Genomic DNA, 15,211 nt, shown 5'->3' with positions numbered 1-15,211 from the left:
AAAATCAAGCCTCCATTTTTTGTGTACTCAAGGCGCGGTCAAAATGACCGCGCCTTGAAACTTTGGGACACATGTGCCTGCCAAGAGACCTCCCCATATCAGGATTTTTTTCATCGAGTATCGCGGCATCGCTTCGTTCGCGTGAATGCGGATGAGAGATCGTAATCGGCGTTATGAATCGTACCGCCGACGGAGGCCTTGCCCTTTCGGTCTCTTGCCCGAGTCACGTCAGCAGCAAAGCTCATCTCGCACCTTGCTCTTCCCGCACTTTGGCCATCTTGCGCAGGAAGGCGTCGCGATCTTTGAGCTCAGTTGCGATGAATTGTTTTGCCTTGGGCGCCCACTCCGGGTGAAGCCTGGCAAGCTCCAGAAGCGCCTTTTCTGCTTCCTCGAGGTCCTCGTAGGTCTTCGCAGAAGTCAGCAAGTAGTTGATCTTCATGTTCATCAGCTCCGGCTTGTTGACCCTCACGGCCGATTTGTACAGTCGATCAAAGGTCTCCAGCATCTTGTTCTTGTCATCGCCGACCTCGGCAAGCTCGCGCATGAAGTGCCTCATCTGATCATCGGCCACAACCAATTCTCCGGCTCCTGTGACGTTATTGACATCCGTCCTCCGCACTTCAGCAATCAGCGGATCTGCCGTGTATCTGAGATTCTCGGGAATGGCCATATAACATGCGAAGAGAGCCTTCGCGCGCGCGTCGCCGCGAAGTTTTCTTGCTCGGCGCAGCGCTTTCGCATTATCGCTGCCGCGATCAAGAGACTCCTGCACCTTGCTGAAATCAGAGCGTTGAGTCGCAAAGCCACCCGCCACCTCGCCCTCCGGCGTCAATACCAGCAGAGTCGGATCGACGATGATCCGGTAATGACTATATAACTGCTCACCGTCGCCGCTATACGGAACATCCAGCAGCACGAACTTTTTCTTCGCGTAGGCTGCAAACTCAGGCTTCTCCAAGAGATTCCTCCACAGCAGCACACCGAGCTCGCGGCTCTCCGGTCCACAGGGGCTGCGGGCAAACCAAGCCAGAATAGCCTTGTTCTCGGCCGTCGCCTGTTTCTTGGCTTCGTCGAGGTCGGTCAACCACACGGCACTGCCGACAACAGGCTGCGTATGTTCCTCCGCGATTGCCTGCATCACCGACTTATCGTCATCAGCGAATTGGCAGCCCGTTGCCGCCAGGGCGAACAGCAGGCTTCCCAGCAAGAAAGAGCGCGACGTCGTTTCTCTGTATCGTCTTCTTTTCATCATCATTCAAGATAAAATCCCCCTCATGTTGCTTGATATTTGCCACGCATCCCGAGGTATCGTTAGTATAGACGATAGACCGCGTGCTCGTCAAGCACCGTTGTTTACGGCAGCTCGCAATACTCCAGCGCGCGCAGCTCCTTGGAGATCTTGGGCACGTGCAAAGGCTCGAGGCCCAGGCGCCGCAGAGCCGCGGCCGCCTTCGGTGCGAGCTCGTGCCCGGTGTGCTGCAAGAGCACCTTGCTGTAAAACCAGCGCGCGTCCTCCATGTTGGCCGGCACGCCCAAGCCCAGCTCGCAGCACTCCGCCACGCGGTACGAGGCCTCGGCGCAGCCGCTCGCGGCCAGATACCACTTCAGCGCCGCGCGCATGGACTGGGAGGAGTCGGGCTTATCATAGAAGAGCCCCATCCGGTACTGCGCCTGCGGGTAGCTCTGCCGAGCCGCCGCGCGGAGAAGGCGGCGGTACTCCCACTCGGTGCGCTGCCTCCCTTCCCCGTCACCGGCCTGCTTCGCCTGCCGGCTCAGCTCCTGATAGTGCAGAGCCAGCCGCAGCTGAGCCGCCGGCAGTCCGCTCTCGGCCGCCCGGCGGTACCACTGCAGCGCCTCCGCGACGGAAGCCTCCCGCCCCCAGCCCCGCTCGGCACAGACACCCACGGCGTAGGCAGCCTCGGGCACGCCGAGCTCAGCCGCGCGGCGGTAGCGCGAGACAGACGCCTCCGCCGTGCCGGGAGTCCACAGCTCGGCAGCCCCGGCCGCCGAGAGGCGCCGCTGCGCCACGCAGTCCGCCGCGAAGCGCCGCGTCCACAGGTACTCCGGGGCGGGCATGGCATTCGGCAGATGGTCCAGAGACTTGCCGAAATCGCGCAGGCCGAGCCCGGCCTGGTCGCGCACCTCCGGGTTCGCCCCGGCGCGGATGAGAGCGGCCACCACCTGCCAGTTCCCGGCCCGAGCGGCACAGAGCAGAGGCGTGCCGCCGTCCGGCTCCAGCCGCCGCTCCAAATCCGTCTGCGAGAACAAGAGATCCAGCACCTCGGCCGGCGCCGAGGCGTACTCCGCCATGAAACGCAGCTCCGCCTCCGGCAAATCGCGCGGAAGAGGGCGAGGCTCCGCGCCCGTGAGGTAATCGACCACGGGGTGATCGCGGCGCAGCGCCTTCCACTCCCGCGCCGCCAGATCGCGGGCGTCCTCCGTCTCCCACTCCGCGCCGAAGAAGCGGCGCAGCGCGAAGGCCTGCATCGCGACATCCGGCTCGTACTCGGGGAAGCCGCTGCCGCGCAGGCGCAGCTCGTAGACCGCCTCCAGAGCTCGATCGAGCCCTCGGGGCTCAGCGTCGTGAGCCAGCAGGCGCTCGACAAACCACATTCCGCCCGTCTCGCGGACGGCCGCGGCCACCACGATGGGCCACTCATTGTACCACTGCTCCGGCTGCGACTCAACATGCGTGGCCGTGGGGTGCTCGCACTGCTGCAACACGGCCTCGAAGATGCAGGCATCCTCAGCATTCAGCGCCGCCCAGAGCAGCAGCTCCGTCAGATCGGCATCCGGCCGCCGCCCCGAGGCCAGAAAATCCGACCAGAGGCGGAAAAAGAGCACGCGCTCCCCCCTCCAAGCCGCCTCCGTGAGCGCCGCGTACTCCGGACTCAGCTCCGTGCGCCCCCAGTAAGGCGGTTGCTTCAAATCCTCCGGCATCGCCGTGAGGCGCGGGCGCGGCGCAGCCGCAGCTGTCGACTCGCCGCTCGGGAGGGCCTGCTCATCCGCCTGCACCGATGACCATGCCGCTGCCGAGACCAAAACTCCTGTCATGATTCGGTATTTCATGGCCTTCATCCTTGCTCATCGCTTGCCCAGCACTCCTTCTTCGACCTTCGGCAGAGCCCTTTGACTCCCGAACATCCGCGAGCGCACGAATATCCTATATCATGCACGGCGCGGGCTGTCAACCGCAAAAGACTCCCGTCCGCCTCCGGGCTCCGAAGTGTTGACGCCGCCGCCCTCACCACCGCTCTGAGGCTGCCCCCGCGCGGGTTTCTTGCCGATGCAGCAGCCACAGGAGAAGGATCGGACTCCACCCCAGCAGCAGAGGAAAGACCCACAGCCAATGCCACATAAAGCGTTCAGTCCCCATCGCACAAGCGATCAGCGACAGGAAAGGGCGCCAGTAGCAAAAGACAAGCAGGACGAAGGCCCGGCGCGCCCATCTCCCCGAAAACAGCCTGCGTGCCGCGAACACCAGCGCAACCAGGGCGGCCCAGGCAACGCAGCCGTACAAAGCCGCCATGACATACAGCTTGGGAGACGTCAGCACATGAACGACAAACTCCCCGGCGTCGCTCGCCCGCCAGCATCCCACGGCGACACCGACAAGAAAGGCCAACAGCAGGTGCGCCGCCACGGCATACCAAGCGCAGTCCGAGACGGAGTAAAACCCCATCGAGCCCCCGGCGGCATCCGGCTTCCTCTCTTCGATACCCTTCGTCTCCATGATCGTCATCCCCGTGAGCCGCGCACTACTTGAGCAGTTCTGCAGCCTTCGTGTGCCCATTCATCACAGCCAGATCATAGGGGGTCGCATCCAACTCCGCCTCCACGTTGATATCTCGCGTGCGGATGCGTTTGTCCGCCCCTGATTCGAGCAGGAGTTTGATGACTTCCGTTTGCCCCATATAGGCCGCTTCATGCAAAGCCGTAAAGCCCGGGAGATACCAACTTGTATTCGGGTCAGCTCCCTTTTCGAGCAGCTTTTTGACGATCTCAAGCATCCCATACCGGGCAGCGCAGCAGAGGGCGGGCTGTTCTTTGGTAAGGGATACGTTCGCGCCTCGCTCGATGAGCTCCAAAGCCAGTTTTTCCTCCCCGTTCAGAATCGCACTCACAAGAGCCGTTCGACCCGTGAAGGGACAAATGTAATCGATATCGGCGCGCACCTCGGTGTGGCTTTCCGGAGTGTAGGGCATACGGATACGCAAGACTTGTCCGCGGCGAAGCGGTCCCTCGATATGCGAATCCCGCAGGATCTGCTCTACCGTCGTGTGGAATTCTTCGGCAACGGACTCCAAATCCTTGTGCCAATTCATGACCTCTATGGGAACAAGGATATATTCGTCGCTGGAGCTGCACGCAGCCTTCGTGTCCTGCTCAGCCCTGTTGCCACAGGCAGCCGTCAAAAAGAGACAGGCCGACAGGGCCAGCGGTATACGACTCCGAGATATCGAATGAATCTTGCGCCAAAGGGTCTTGATCTTGATTTTCATATGACGTTCAATCGGTAAACCGGCACCCCTTCTGCGACACTCGGACAAGTTTTTTCCCTCTCCTCCCCGAGCACGGGCGGGTGCATGAATACCTTATATCATGCACGGCGGTGCAAAACAAGCTCCATTCGAGGGATGTCGGAGTTTCTTGCGCGGCTTCCCGCGCCGTCCGGCAGCAGCCGAGCTTGGCGCGGACGCAGCCCACAGCACCCTCGCCCTGCGGAGCAAAGGGCGGCGCGTGTGTCTGCGCCCCAAACTTCAGCGGAGCTTCTGCTTCACCGTGCGCAGAAGCGCCGCGCATTCAGAGCCCTTGCGACGCAAAAAGGCTCGATTGCCTGGCCGAGACAGAGCTTCCGCCAAGTCCACGGCCGTCCGGCCATCGGAGGTCTTCAGGGCGGGATCTGCCCCGGCAGCGAGGAGCAGCCGCACGGTATCGACGCGGCCGGCGGAGGTGGCCTCGTGCAGGGGAGTCCGGCCCTTCCTGTTGCGGATGTCGACCTTGGCACCCCTCTCCATAAGCAGCCGGCCGCCCTTGGCCATACCGCGACCGGCCGCAAGATGCAGGGGAGCAATGCCCGCCCGGTTCTGTGCATTCACATCCGCGCCGTGGTCGAGGAGCAGGCGGAGCACGCTCATGCTACTCCCTGCCTCCAGAGCCTTGTGCAGGGGCGAGCTCCCGGCATCGAGCGAAGAAGCGGCGGTCTTCGCATTCACCCGGGCGCCCTTTGCGAGCAGCAGGCGAAGCACGTCCATATCGCCTTGCTCCGCTGCGAGATGCAGCGGCGTGATGCCCTGATCCGTGCGGGCATTCACATCCGCCCCCCTGCCGATGAGAAAGGGTGCCGCATCCAAGGCATCATGAAAGGAAAGAGCCATGTGCAGAGGCGTTCTCCCGTCGCTGTAGCGCACATTGACATCGGCGACCTCTCGGAGCAACTTTTTGAACAGCAACAAGTTACCCGCGTCTCGCGCTTGTTGCAGAGCCTTCTCCTCCGCCCTCACCGCCGGCGACAGCTCCCTTTCCGAGGGAAGTGGCGAAACCCTTGGATCGAGCCCAGCGCTGGGATAGCCACGCGGTCCTCGCAGGGCGTACGTCATGATGCCGTCTTGGCACATGGCCTCAAAATCCTCTTCCGACAGAGGCCCGAAACCGCCGCTGCTTTCGTAACAGCTCTCCGCATCCGGCGGCTCCGTGATGAAGGGCGGTGGCACTTTTTCCGTCGTCATGCAGGCGGCACAAAGCATCACGGGCATGATAACAATTGCCGTCATACCTAAGCGCCGAGACATCGCCGCTCTAACCCTGTTTGCGTTCATTCTTTTCCGTAAACGATGCGAATTCTCCGAAGGTCTTGCGTAGGGGGCTTCCTTTGAGCACTTGCCGCTGCCGAGCTTGCCTCGGTTGGTGCGCCCGGTGCTTTTACTCAACCTCTATAGAGCCGTGAAAGAAGCTCTTGAGGTATCGTAAAGGGAGTAAAATTGACTCGCATCTGCCCATGAGTGTCTCGATGGACATAATACCAAGGCTGAACCAGAACGGTATCGTCATCTACGTACGAGATGTCCCAGAGGTACGCACAGAAATAACGAGACTCATCTCCGAGCCCCTGCTCTTCCCTGGCCATTTGGACAATGCCGAACAATTCCCGCTCAAAGTCTGCAATGCAGTCATATTGCTCCCTGATCGAGGCGTCCTTGTCCAAGTCCTTGATGCGGGCAATACTGCGCTACAGAGCTCGGTGCTTGGGCAGTGCTTGCTCAACGATGGCGTCCTGCGGATCGAGGCTCGCCTGATGAGGCTTGACGGAGGCTGTGTCAAGCCTGAGCTTGGCTGCATATTCCTTGGGCAGGAAGAAGGGCGTGAAGTTGATCCGATGCCGCGGCGAAACGCCGGGGTCAACGTAATACCTCGGCTCAACCAGAACGCTCGTTTTGTCCGAAGCGTAGACGGAAACGAAGAGGACGTCCCCGAGGTCGACTTTCTCTCCTCCGGCGGCGGCGGCCAAGCGACTGATTTCCAGCCGGAAGGCGTCAATGCCGGCACTGTACGCGCCGCGAGCGGGCGCGGAAGACTTCCCGAGCTCCTGAAGAGTCTCGATCCGACGTTCCAAACTCGCATACTTGGGAACAGTCGGCTCGTCGATGACGGATCGGCAGCCGACGAAAGCGACCGCTGCGGCCATCAAGGCCGAAAGGAAGAAATACTTCTGCTTCATGGCCATTGTGGGTGAGTGCGTGAATATTTTATATCATGCAAAACGCCGCTACGCAAGCTCTCTTTTGAGGCGATTCGAAGCGCGGGAGCAGTGAGCGCAAGAGACGCCGCAGGCACCCCTTCCATCCGCCCGCCGCCGGAGGCGGATGCCCCACCGTCACCGATGCGGCATGGTCAAGCGCTGTGTGCTGATTCGGCCTCTCGGCAAGGAAACGACAGTCGCTCAGCGGTGTTGCGGTTCCGGCTTCCTTCCTTGAGCGCCGTGAGCCTTCAAATACTGCGCGGGTTTGAATACCAGAGTCTTATCATCGGCATCATAGGTGAGGAACCATTCGTTTCCAAGGTAATAGGCGGGCTCAGGTGACTCCTGCCATTCCCAGCCGGATTTTTTCAAATCATCCCAGAACGGCTGCGTCGGTGCCTCTTCGAGTTCTATCAGGACAACAGCATAATCCAAGTGGTGGTAAGCCTTGATGATTTTAAGATGATCACAGTTGACGGACAATACCCTTTCGACTTGTTCGAGATCCAATTCGGAGACCTCATGGCAAGAAAGCATGCACAGGGACAAGAGGAGCAAAAGAGTCTTTTTCATGGATGAGAATGTGCGTCGCGTTGAGCGAACAGCGTTAAGTTAAAGGCCTTGCGGCAGCATGAATGCAGCACACCGTATAGGATACAACACGCATCTTCTCGGAACAAGTCTCTACAAGCGGCATGACGTCCTTTTGATTCGGAGCAGACAGGTGCGGGCGCACCGGAAGCGGCGCGGGCCTGCGCTCTCTTCGCCTGTCGCGGGATGAAGCCGCCGACGCGCAGCTCAGGAAAGGCGGAAGATCTTGCCGATCGCCCCCATGACAAGCTCCATTGTGCAGATGAAATTGATCACGGTCAGGAAGGCAAAGACCAAAATGCAGAATATCCTGTGAGACCGAATCTTCCGAATAGAGAACAGCGTCTTTATCCAGAAGAAGTCACTGGCGATGAGCAAGGCGAGATAGATGCCGAACGACAGCTGATCCGGTAGAGATCGCAGCGCATCGACGACACCGGGCGCCGCGTTCATGGCGATAAGACATAATACCAAAACGGTGTCAAGGACAAGGTACGTTTTTGCTTTCATATCGTTTTCAGATTCGTTTCAGACTTGTTTCATTCTGCCGTCGCGGGAATCACGCCGCGAGGGCTTTTCCTGAAGCTTCATGACTCTTTTTTACCCGGTGCTTTTCCTGCCGTCTCCGCGGCGCAAGCCTCTTCGTCGCGAGGCGCCCCGACTTTCTCGCTGTCTGCTTGCGGAGGGTTTCGGGGCGAGCGAGGGCGACGCGCCGGAGAGGTCGATTGTTCGGGGGGTTAATGGCCCTTCTGAAGCTTGCCCGGCCGTTTTGCATTCTTGCCGAAGTATTTCACTTCAAGCTCATTGATGAAGGTCAGGCCGCCATCGCGTACGGTTTGTTTGAGGGCGCGGAGATATTGGTGAGCCCGTGCTGTTCTCCTTTCACACAGGTGAATTAAGAGATCATCATAGGCCGTGAGCAGAAGGCTCACTCTCAGGCTCACGTCCTCGCTCCCCACCGCGTAGAGCTTCTGCGCCGCCAGAAAAAGCACTTCTTCGTCGCGAACGTCGCTGAAAACAGCTTTCATTTCCGCACGCGCTCGTTCCAAGAAAGCGCGAGAAGCCTCTTTCTCACGATAACTCCGCTCCAGCCGAGCGGCCGTATCCTGCAACTGCCCCACGATTTTCCCCGCCGCACTCTGCGCTGCGGCGGAGGGCGGCGGTACGGCGGACTCCTTCCGCTTCTCGCCTCCGGCCTCGCGCAGCAGTTTGATGCAGCTCTCAGCCTGCCGGGCTTTCATACGTTGCTCGGATTCCGGGTATACCCAAAGGTCATCCCGGCGCTCAACAGCCATATCGAGCGAGTTGGTCCCGGAATCATTCGTGGCCTGCACGTCCGCACCCTGTTGAATCAGAAAACGAACCATGTCCGGCTGCAACTCTCGGGAAGCGACATGCAGCGGGGTCAAGCCATTGATATCCGGCGCATTCACATCCGCCCCCTTCTCCAAGAGCATGCGGGCGATATCCACATGATTCCTCATGGCCGCATCATGCAAAGCCGTGCAGCGCCCGGCCCCCGTCGCGTGAACGTCGGCCCCCTTCTCGAGGAGAAGGCGGACCACATCGCCATGCCCGGCCAAGGCGGCTTCATGCAAAGCCGTCATGCCGAACACATCCGTAGCATTCACATTCAGCCCCTCGGCCAAATAGCTGCTCACACGCATCGCATCCCCTGCCTTCGCCGCCCGAATAAGATCTTCAGCGTCGGCAGCCGAAGCGGCGTGGCCCACCGCCATCGCGCCCAGCAGGGCCGGGAGTAGTGAATGATATTTCATGCGTTTCTGTTGAAGGGGAGTGTGTGAATACCTTATATCATGAGGGACGGGGCGAAGCAAGTCGCTTTTGGAGAGCGTTCGGAACGAAAGTGCCGGAAAGCGGGGGCTCGGGATGCGGCAACGTGCGGAGCCTCGGGGCGCGTCAGCTCTGCGCAAGCAGAAAACATACGGCGTCTTCCCGGGCAGAACAAAGGCGTCTCTTGCTCTGATGATGCCTTAGTAGAAGGCACTAGCCCGTATGAATGCCACTGTTTTGTTGTCATCCAGTACGACAAGATATGAAAGTATACCGTCCTGAGAGACTTTGATATAGTGCCCGCTCAGGCCTTCCACATAATGGCCCGGCTTCATCTCGAATGCTCTATCCGGTGTCAGGGGCAACCATTTGCGATGAGAGTATATGGCTTGAAAATCCTCCTCCCCGACTTCGCAGAAAATGGCGTACTGATCGCCCTCCGAAACGACCTTCTTGATCTCTATGCGATCGACAAGGCGATCTATGTCTTGAACTTGGAATGTTCGGAGCGCACGGCGTACCCGCGTTTCACTGTCGGGTTGGCACCCCGTTCCTATGAGAGCGAGCGAAAGCAGCCCTCCGAGAATAAAATAACTTAATGAAACTTTTGTCTTCATGTCCTTTGCCTCGAGGAGAACTTCTATCGGCATGCTTTGAAATGGCGTGTTGAACTTGCAAGAGGTGCATGGAATCACGAGCCTTCTCCCGGCTTCGGCAGCCTCCGCTCGCCGAAGCCGCAGCCTGCTTCAGCAGCTCGGCGATAACACCTGATCGCCTCGGCTCGGTCCTGCTTCACACCCCGCCCCTGAGCGTAGCGATCGCCCAGAGCCTCCAGAGCCTCGGGATCTCCGGCTTCCGCCAGGCGCCGCAGGCGGGGCAGCACGGTGCGATCCAGCTCCGCCTGATCTCGGGAGAGGAGCTCGGTGATGCGCCGCTCGTCATCCGCGCTCAGGTAGGGCGCGACGTCCAGCGTTTCGCGCCGCGACTCCGGCATGCGGTTCGGCTTATCGCTCTCGCAATTCCCTTCCAGCTCGTACACAAGCTCGAAGGGGTGAACATAAGGGAGCCTGCGAGACGTGAGCGCCCGCCCTGAAGCATCTCGCCCCACCAAGCAATAGGAAGATGCGGGGGGATCAGCGGGCCAATCCATGTCGACAAGCCAGCGCCTCAGCCAAGCCTCTTCCTGCTGCTGCAGCCTGCTCATCCGGCGCAGGAGGCGCCCCGCCTTTCTCTCGCTCATCGACAGGTGCAGGACAACACGCTCTTCTCCCTCGGGACGGTCGATCAAGTCCCCGTCGCGCTCGCGAAGGGCCCGATCCTGCCGGGTCAGCACGAAGGAAGCTCCCGGTTCAACCGAAGCGCATGAACTCAGCCCGAAAAGGAGACTCATCACGAAAAGGGAAAGGACAAAGCACTTTTTCATCTGATGATACGGCGTAAACGTTTGGCGGGTGAGGACTCCGAACGCATTTCCTCCGCGTTTGCGAGGCAGGAAAAAGAGGCGAGGCTCCTGTTGTCTTGTTGCAAGCGGGTCATGCTGCTACCGCATGAGCAGTATAGCGCCGGCTTGTCTGACTGTCAAGCAGTAGCCCTGTTTTTCGCGACAGGGGAAGAGCATGGGGAATCAAGTTTACGGAGCCTGTTCCCCGAAGACCTCCCGAGGCGTTTTGCCTTCATTATTTTTCAGCTCGGGATTGGCGCCCCGAGAGAGCAGCGCACGGCAGGCTTGCTTCCGTCCTTTGCGAGCGGCGCGATGCAAGGGAGTATCCCCCGTCGCGTCCTGCGCGTCGACTTCGGCTCCGGCGGCGAGCAGGCTGTCCATCACGCTCAGGTCAGCGGCCTGCTCGGCGGCGGCATGCAGCGGGGTGGCTTCCATCTGGTCGAGCGCCTTCGGATCCGCCCCCGCCGCCAGCAGACACTCGACGGCCGGCTTGCTTCCCGCGGCTGCGGCAAGATGCAGGGCTGTGCAGCCGTAGTAGTCCTGCACGCCCGTGTTGCCGCCCGCTTCCACTAGGAGACGCAGCATGGCGGCATCGCCGCGCACGGCGGCAACGTGGAGGGGGGTGCGGCTGAGGGTGCCCGGCACGTCCGTGCGGGCGCCGGCCGCCAACAGCAGGCGCGCTGAGGCGACGTCACCGCGCTGAGCGGCTTCATGCAGCGGGGTGTTGCCCTGCGAATCACAACTCTGAGCCGAGGCTCCTGCTTCCAGCATGTGGCGAACGGCCTCCGCATCGCCGGCATCGACCGCCTTCAGCAGCGCGGCATCCGCCTGCCGCTGCCGTGCCCTCTCTTCGGCCGAGAGGCCGGATTTGTCGCGAGCTCCCGCATCGGCGCCCCTCGCGAGCAGCAGGCGGGCGGCTTCGTCCCGCCCGGCTTCCTGCGCTGCGTGCAGCGGGGTGGCGCCTTCGCGGTTGTGCGCCTGCACATCGGCTCCGGCATCCAGCAGAGTCTGCAGCACCTGCAGATCCCCCAGCCGGGCAGCGCGATGCAGGGCGGAGTTACCGTCCGCATCGCGGGCTGCAGGATCGGCGCCGCCCGCCAGCAGAGCCTGCACCTGATCGCAAAGCCCGGGCACTGTACCGCCGTCGCTGCTCTCATCTATAGCGGCGTCCAAGAGGGCGAGCAGAGGCGTGAGCCCGTCTTGATTCACCACATTGGGCTCCGCCCCCGCCTCCAAGAGCAGACGCGCGCAGGCAGCACCGTGAGCCAGGTGGAGCGGTGTGTCGCCGAACTGATTCACCAGACGAGGGTTGCCGCCGGCGGCGAGCAGCAAACGCAGCACCTCGGCGTTGGCAGCCAGATGCAGGGCTGAGCCTCCGAGCTCATCGTCGAGACAGAGGAAGTTGACGTCGGCACCGCCGGCGATGAGGGCGCGAACGCAGTCCGCATGCCCCTCCTCGGCCGCGACGGTGAGAGCCGTCGCGCAGGTGACGGGATCCCCGCCGTCCCACCACACGACCTCATTCACGCGGGCGCCGGCCTTCAGCAGCGCTTCCACGCAGGCGGCAGAACCTCCCTCCGCCGCGGCGTAAAGCGGGGTTTCGGGGTTCTCGGGATCGCGGGCATTGGCGGAAAAGCCCCGCTCCAGCAGCCGTTGCAGGCGGGCGGCGTCCCCGCGCGAGGCAGCCTTCAGCAGGCTGCGGGCGCCTCTCGACTCGGCAGAAAGCCCCTGCCGCTCAGCCGAGTCTCGGGGCGCGTCAGCAGCTGAGCCTAAGTCGGCCGCCGTGCCCCAGCCCGGTATGCCCACCGCCATCACCATGGGCATCAGCTTTGTCATCAACTTTGTCACCACCATTCGTTTCATATCACTTGTCGTCATGGATCGGAAATTTCATCGGCACGCAGGCCTCGGAGTCCGTCGAAGCGAGGCCTGATAAGCATACGCTCTCGGCGACTGCTCCTTGCCGCGCGGCACGGCGCCGAGACGGCTGCCTCGGTCGGGGAAGCTGTCGCCGCGAGGAAGCGGCAAAGGGTCAATCATCGCCCGGAGGGGAATCAGGTTTGCGAAATTCATTCAGTTGCCAAAACATCAAACAGCCTATGAAAACATCTATTTCATCTATTGTTTCACGATTGAGCAGGCGCATCCGCTTCTTTTCCGGTGCCAACATCTTTTTCAACGTGTGCAGCATTTTCTTCGTCACCCCCTGCTCTGCCGGCTGCCGCGCCGCGTTGTCTCCGGGCGGCGGAGGCTCTTCGGCTGTTTCGTAATGATATTGAGTCGCGCCCACTTCAAAGGTATGATAAGCGGAAAAGAATAACCGCATGAGACGCACCTCGGCATCAAGTCGGCGCTCGCCCCACGTTAGATGGAATTCCAGCGTGCCATATTTTTTCCGCGTTACGGAACCGACAGCTTGCCTTGCATCCGCCAAGCTGCGGATCTGATACAGGCACCTGCCGAGAAAGGCCTGCCGGAAGGGCGTTTCTTCCGTCACACGGAATTGCGCCTCCTTGTAGATGAAGATAAACTCACGTCCCCCATCCGCCGCGGAAAAAACAGTCTTGCCGTCGATTGCAATAACTCTTCCGCTCTCCTTTCCGTCGATTTCTTCCAGTACGATATCCATATCCTGTCTCCTGTAACCCTGTGTGCCTCACCGGAATGGTCGTCCGTAGCTCGGGCTGCGGTGAACGCCGCGACTCGGTCGCCGGCCGCGAGACTGAAGGCGAAGGTGGCTCTGAGTTTACGGCGCCTGTTGCCCGATGAGCTCCTGCGGCGTTTTACCGTCCTTGTTTTTCAGCGTCGAGTCCGCCCCGGCCTCCTCCAGAACGCGCACGGCGTCGCGATTGACCCATCCCTCGGAGCTCGAGACGCCTGCGGCTTCGTGCAAGGGGGTGTTGCCCTCGGCATCACGGGCATTCGGGTCCGCCCCTGCCGCCAGCAACAGCTTCAGACATGCGGCGCTGTCGTCGCCCTGCCCCATGGCCGCGAGGTGCAGCGGGGTCTTGCCGCTCTCGTCGGCGCAGTTGACCTCGGCACCGGCCTCCAGCAGAATGCGGGCGACGTCCAAGAGGTTCCACAGGGAGGCATCGTGAAGGGGCGTCCGGCCGTGATTATCTGTCGCGTCGAGCTTCGCTCCATGAGCAATCAAGGCACGCAGGCATTCCTCACGATCGCCGCGCCATCCTCCCGGCAAGCCGATCTTCCGCGCCGCCGTGTGAAGGACAGTCCCTCCGGTCTGCGGCAGCTGCGCGTTGATGTTTGCACCGACGGAAAGCAGCGCCAGCACGCGCGGCGTATCCGCACCGGCGACGGCATGAAACAAGGGAGGAAGCAACTCGGCATCACAGGCGTTCAGATCCGCCCCCGCGTCAATGAGCGCACGCATCACTTCCGCGCTTTCCGCCACATGCAAAGGGCGGTAACCGGGCGCGGCAGCCGGCGCATTCGGATACGGCTCATTCGGATCCGCCCCGGCCGCCAGCAGCAGTTTCACGCAGGCCAAATCACCGCGGTTCGCAGCCCGGTGCAAGAGATAGGTTCCGTCCAGCGAAGCAACACCCGCGAGCAGCTCGCTGAGCCGGGCGGCATTGCCTGCGTTGACGGCTTGCTTCATCTCTTCAACGCGCCCGGGCTGAAGCTCAGCTCCGGCTGATGGGGTGCTCGATTTGTTTTCGCCGCACATGGCTAAGCTCATGGTGCAGCCGATCAAAATCGCTAGTTTGAGTTTGTTGCTCATGGGTCAGAATGATCTTTGAGATTCTCCGCCGCCCGTCCGGCGGGAGGAAGTTTGAGGGACAGGGGCTCAGCCCTTCGTGCGGCTCGACACATCCGCGCCGGCCTCTCGTCCGTTTTTTGTTGATTCAGCGTCTTTCGGTAGGACTTAACGTGATTTTCCGAACAAAACACCTTTGATGTCACCTTGTCGCGGATGGATAAAATATACTCAAAGACCGTATGGACGGATACATCGCCTTCGACAAATAACAACAAACCGATTTCCTTTCTGTTCAGGGAAAGGACGTACTGCCGGAATTGCTCCATGTCTTTCCTTGCCGCTTGAGGATCCGACGATGTTATTTCTTGGTAGACCAACGTGCACGGCCCCGATTCCGTGCTGATGTCCTCGGAAAAAGGGTATGCTGCGGGCTCATCGGCAGTCGATTCTTCCGATGAACGAGGCAAGGCAACGGTCAGGCCGTTTTCGATTCCGTTTGATGAGATGTTCAACGATTTCCCCTTGTAGTTCACCGCGATGTCATAGAATCCGTCGCAGTACAAACGGGACAGGCAAGCGGTGAACTCCCGATAGCTCAGGTCTTCCGCATCGATGTTGAGACAGATGGCGCGGCTGTTCCTGTCCTTGGCTGTGCTGATGGCTGATTCATCCCATTCCGAAAGGTTGACCTCAGCCATCTCGGCGGATGCCTGAAGCGAGAAGGCCAGTAAAATCAGCAGGGTGGATGAAAAAGCATGCGCTTTCATAACATGTTGTCAGAGCTTGATTATCTTATATCACGCGAGGCGGCGGGCAGCAAGACTTTTTTGAGGGGACGGGGAAGCGGGTCACACCTGTCCCAAAGTTTGAGCAGGGGGGAAAAGGGATGCAGTAATCATGCGGGTTGTCGGGCAAGGAGAGGGCA

At 60.7% G+C, this 15,211-nt stretch carries 15 protein-coding genes; all 15 read right to left on the bottom strand.

Annotated features, from left to right (window positions below):
• Positions 1-241 precede the first annotated feature (241 nt).
• Positions 242-1,249, bottom strand: coding sequence for a hypothetical protein (locus AC6UAL_RS08905; RefSeq protein ID WP_500683029.1), 1,008 nt, complete (start codon positions 1,247-1,249; stop codon positions 242-244).
• Positions 1,250-1,353: 104 nt separating this feature from the next.
• Positions 1,354-3,069: a hypothetical protein gene (locus AC6UAL_RS08900; protein WP_500683028.1), complete on the bottom strand. Its 1,716-nt coding sequence runs from the start codon at positions 3,067-3,069 to the stop codon at positions 1,354-1,356.
• A 175-nt stretch (positions 3,070-3,244) separates the two neighbouring features.
• Positions 3,245-3,733: a hypothetical protein gene (locus AC6UAL_RS08895; RefSeq protein WP_500683027.1), complete on the bottom strand. Its 489-nt coding sequence runs from the start codon at positions 3,731-3,733 to the stop codon at positions 3,245-3,247.
• 25 nt (positions 3,734-3,758) lie between these two features.
• Positions 3,759-4,502, bottom strand: a complete 744-nt coding sequence (locus AC6UAL_RS08890) for an ankyrin repeat domain-containing protein (protein ID WP_500683026.1) — start codon at positions 4,500-4,502, stop codon at positions 3,759-3,761.
• A gap of 258 nt (positions 4,503-4,760) precedes the next feature.
• Positions 4,761-5,774 (bottom strand): ankyrin repeat domain-containing protein, encoded by a 1,014-nt coding sequence (locus AC6UAL_RS08885; RefSeq protein WP_500683025.1) that lies wholly within the window; start codon positions 5,772-5,774, stop codon positions 4,761-4,763.
• 455 nt (positions 5,775-6,229) lie between these two features.
• Positions 6,230-6,718, bottom strand: coding sequence for a hypothetical protein (locus AC6UAL_RS08880; RefSeq protein WP_500683024.1), 489 nt, complete (start codon positions 6,716-6,718; stop codon positions 6,230-6,232).
• Between the two features lie 222 nt (positions 6,719-6,940).
• Positions 6,941-7,312 (bottom strand): hypothetical protein, encoded by a 372-nt coding sequence (locus tag AC6UAL_RS08875; protein ID WP_500683023.1) that lies wholly within the window; start codon positions 7,310-7,312, stop codon positions 6,941-6,943.
• A gap of 225 nt (positions 7,313-7,537) precedes the next feature.
• Positions 7,538-7,840, bottom strand: coding sequence for a hypothetical protein (locus tag AC6UAL_RS08870; RefSeq protein WP_500683022.1), 303 nt, complete (start codon positions 7,838-7,840; stop codon positions 7,538-7,540).
• A 227-nt stretch (positions 7,841-8,067) separates the two neighbouring features.
• Positions 8,068-9,108, bottom strand: coding sequence for an ankyrin repeat domain-containing protein (locus AC6UAL_RS08865; RefSeq protein WP_500683021.1), 1,041 nt, complete (start codon positions 9,106-9,108; stop codon positions 8,068-8,070).
• A 216-nt stretch (positions 9,109-9,324) separates the two neighbouring features.
• Positions 9,325-9,741: a hypothetical protein gene (locus AC6UAL_RS08860; protein WP_500683020.1), complete on the bottom strand. Its 417-nt coding sequence runs from the start codon at positions 9,739-9,741 to the stop codon at positions 9,325-9,327.
• A 74-nt stretch (positions 9,742-9,815) separates the two neighbouring features.
• Entirely contained in the window at positions 9,816-10,514 is a 699-nt protein-coding gene (locus AC6UAL_RS08855) for a tetratricopeptide repeat protein (RefSeq protein WP_500683019.1), read from the bottom strand.
• Positions 10,515-10,754: 240 nt separating this feature from the next.
• Complete coding sequence (locus AC6UAL_RS08850; RefSeq protein WP_500683018.1) at positions 10,755-12,443, bottom strand: ankyrin repeat domain-containing protein; 1,689 nt, start codon at positions 12,441-12,443, stop codon at positions 10,755-10,757.
• A 154-nt stretch (positions 12,444-12,597) separates the two neighbouring features.
• Entirely contained in the window at positions 12,598-13,194 is a 597-nt protein-coding gene (locus AC6UAL_RS08845; RefSeq protein WP_500683017.1) for a hypothetical protein, read from the bottom strand.
• Between the two features lie 117 nt (positions 13,195-13,311).
• Positions 13,312-14,307, bottom strand: coding sequence for an ankyrin repeat domain-containing protein (locus AC6UAL_RS08840; protein ID WP_500683016.1), 996 nt, complete (start codon positions 14,305-14,307; stop codon positions 13,312-13,314).
• Positions 14,304-15,053: a hypothetical protein gene (locus AC6UAL_RS08835; protein ID WP_500683015.1), complete on the bottom strand. Its 750-nt coding sequence runs from the start codon at positions 15,051-15,053 to the stop codon at positions 14,304-14,306. Before AC6UAL_RS08835 ends, AC6UAL_RS08840 begins: the two co-directional genes overlap by 4 nt.
• Positions 15,054-15,211 lie beyond the last annotated feature (158 nt).

This window comes from Candidatus Parakkermansia intestinigallinarum, assembly GCF_944389695.1.
Taxonomy (GTDB): Bacteria; Verrucomicrobiota; Verrucomicrobiia; order Verrucomicrobiales; family Akkermansiaceae; genus Akkermansia; species Akkermansia intestinigallinarum.
The sequence above is the reverse complement of the archived record's forward strand: the minus strand, read 5'-3'. Positions and strand labels throughout refer to the sequence as shown.

What these genes read in the sequence shown, in the direction of transcription:
- AC6UAL_RS08905 (WP_500683029.1), bottom strand. Translation starts at nt 1,249, where the DNA reads ATGAAAAGAAGACGATACAGAGAAACGACGTCGCGCTCTTTCTTGCTG.
- AC6UAL_RS08900 (WP_500683028.1), bottom strand. Translation starts at nt 3,069, where the DNA reads ATGAAATACCGAATCATGACAGGAGTTTTGGTCTCGGCAGCGGCATGG.
- AC6UAL_RS08895 (WP_500683027.1), bottom strand. Translation starts at nt 3,733, where the DNA reads ATGGAGACGAAGGGTATCGAAGAGAGGAAGCCGGATGCCGCCGGGGGC.
- AC6UAL_RS08890 (WP_500683026.1), bottom strand. Translation starts at nt 4,502, where the DNA reads ATGAAAATCAAGATCAAGACCCTTTGGCGCAAGATTCATTCGATATCT.
- AC6UAL_RS08885 (WP_500683025.1), bottom strand. Translation starts at nt 5,774, where the DNA reads ATGACGGCAATTGTTATCATGCCCGTGATGCTTTGTGCCGCCTGCATG.
- AC6UAL_RS08880 (WP_500683024.1), bottom strand. Translation starts at nt 6,718, where the DNA reads ATGAAGCAGAAGTATTTCTTCCTTTCGGCCTTGATGGCCGCAGCGGTC.
- AC6UAL_RS08875 (WP_500683023.1), bottom strand. Translation starts at nt 7,312, where the DNA reads ATGAAAAAGACTCTTTTGCTCCTCTTGTCCCTGTGCATGCTTTCTTGC.
- AC6UAL_RS08870 (WP_500683022.1), bottom strand. Translation starts at nt 7,840, where the DNA reads ATGAAAGCAAAAACGTACCTTGTCCTTGACACCGTTTTGGTATTATGT.
- AC6UAL_RS08865 (WP_500683021.1), bottom strand. Translation starts at nt 9,108, where the DNA reads ATGAAATATCATTCACTACTCCCGGCCCTGCTGGGCGCGATGGCGGTG.
- AC6UAL_RS08860 (WP_500683020.1), bottom strand. Translation starts at nt 9,741, where the DNA reads ATGAAGACAAAAGTTTCATTAAGTTATTTTATTCTCGGAGGGCTGCTT.
- AC6UAL_RS08855 (WP_500683019.1), bottom strand. Translation starts at nt 10,514, where the DNA reads ATGAGTCTCCTTTTCGGGCTGAGTTCATGCGCTTCGGTTGAACCGGGA.
- AC6UAL_RS08850 (WP_500683018.1), bottom strand. Translation starts at nt 12,443, where the DNA reads ATGACGACAAGTGATATGAAACGAATGGTGGTGACAAAGTTGATGACA.
- AC6UAL_RS08845 (WP_500683017.1), bottom strand. Translation starts at nt 13,194, where the DNA reads ATGGATATCGTACTGGAAGAAATCGACGGAAAGGAGAGCGGAAGAGTT.
- AC6UAL_RS08840 (WP_500683016.1), bottom strand. Translation starts at nt 14,307, where the DNA reads ATGAGCAACAAACTCAAACTAGCGATTTTGATCGGCTGCACCATGAGC.
- AC6UAL_RS08835 (WP_500683015.1), bottom strand. Translation starts at nt 15,053, where the DNA reads ATGAAAGCGCATGCTTTTTCATCCACCCTGCTGATTTTACTGGCCTTC.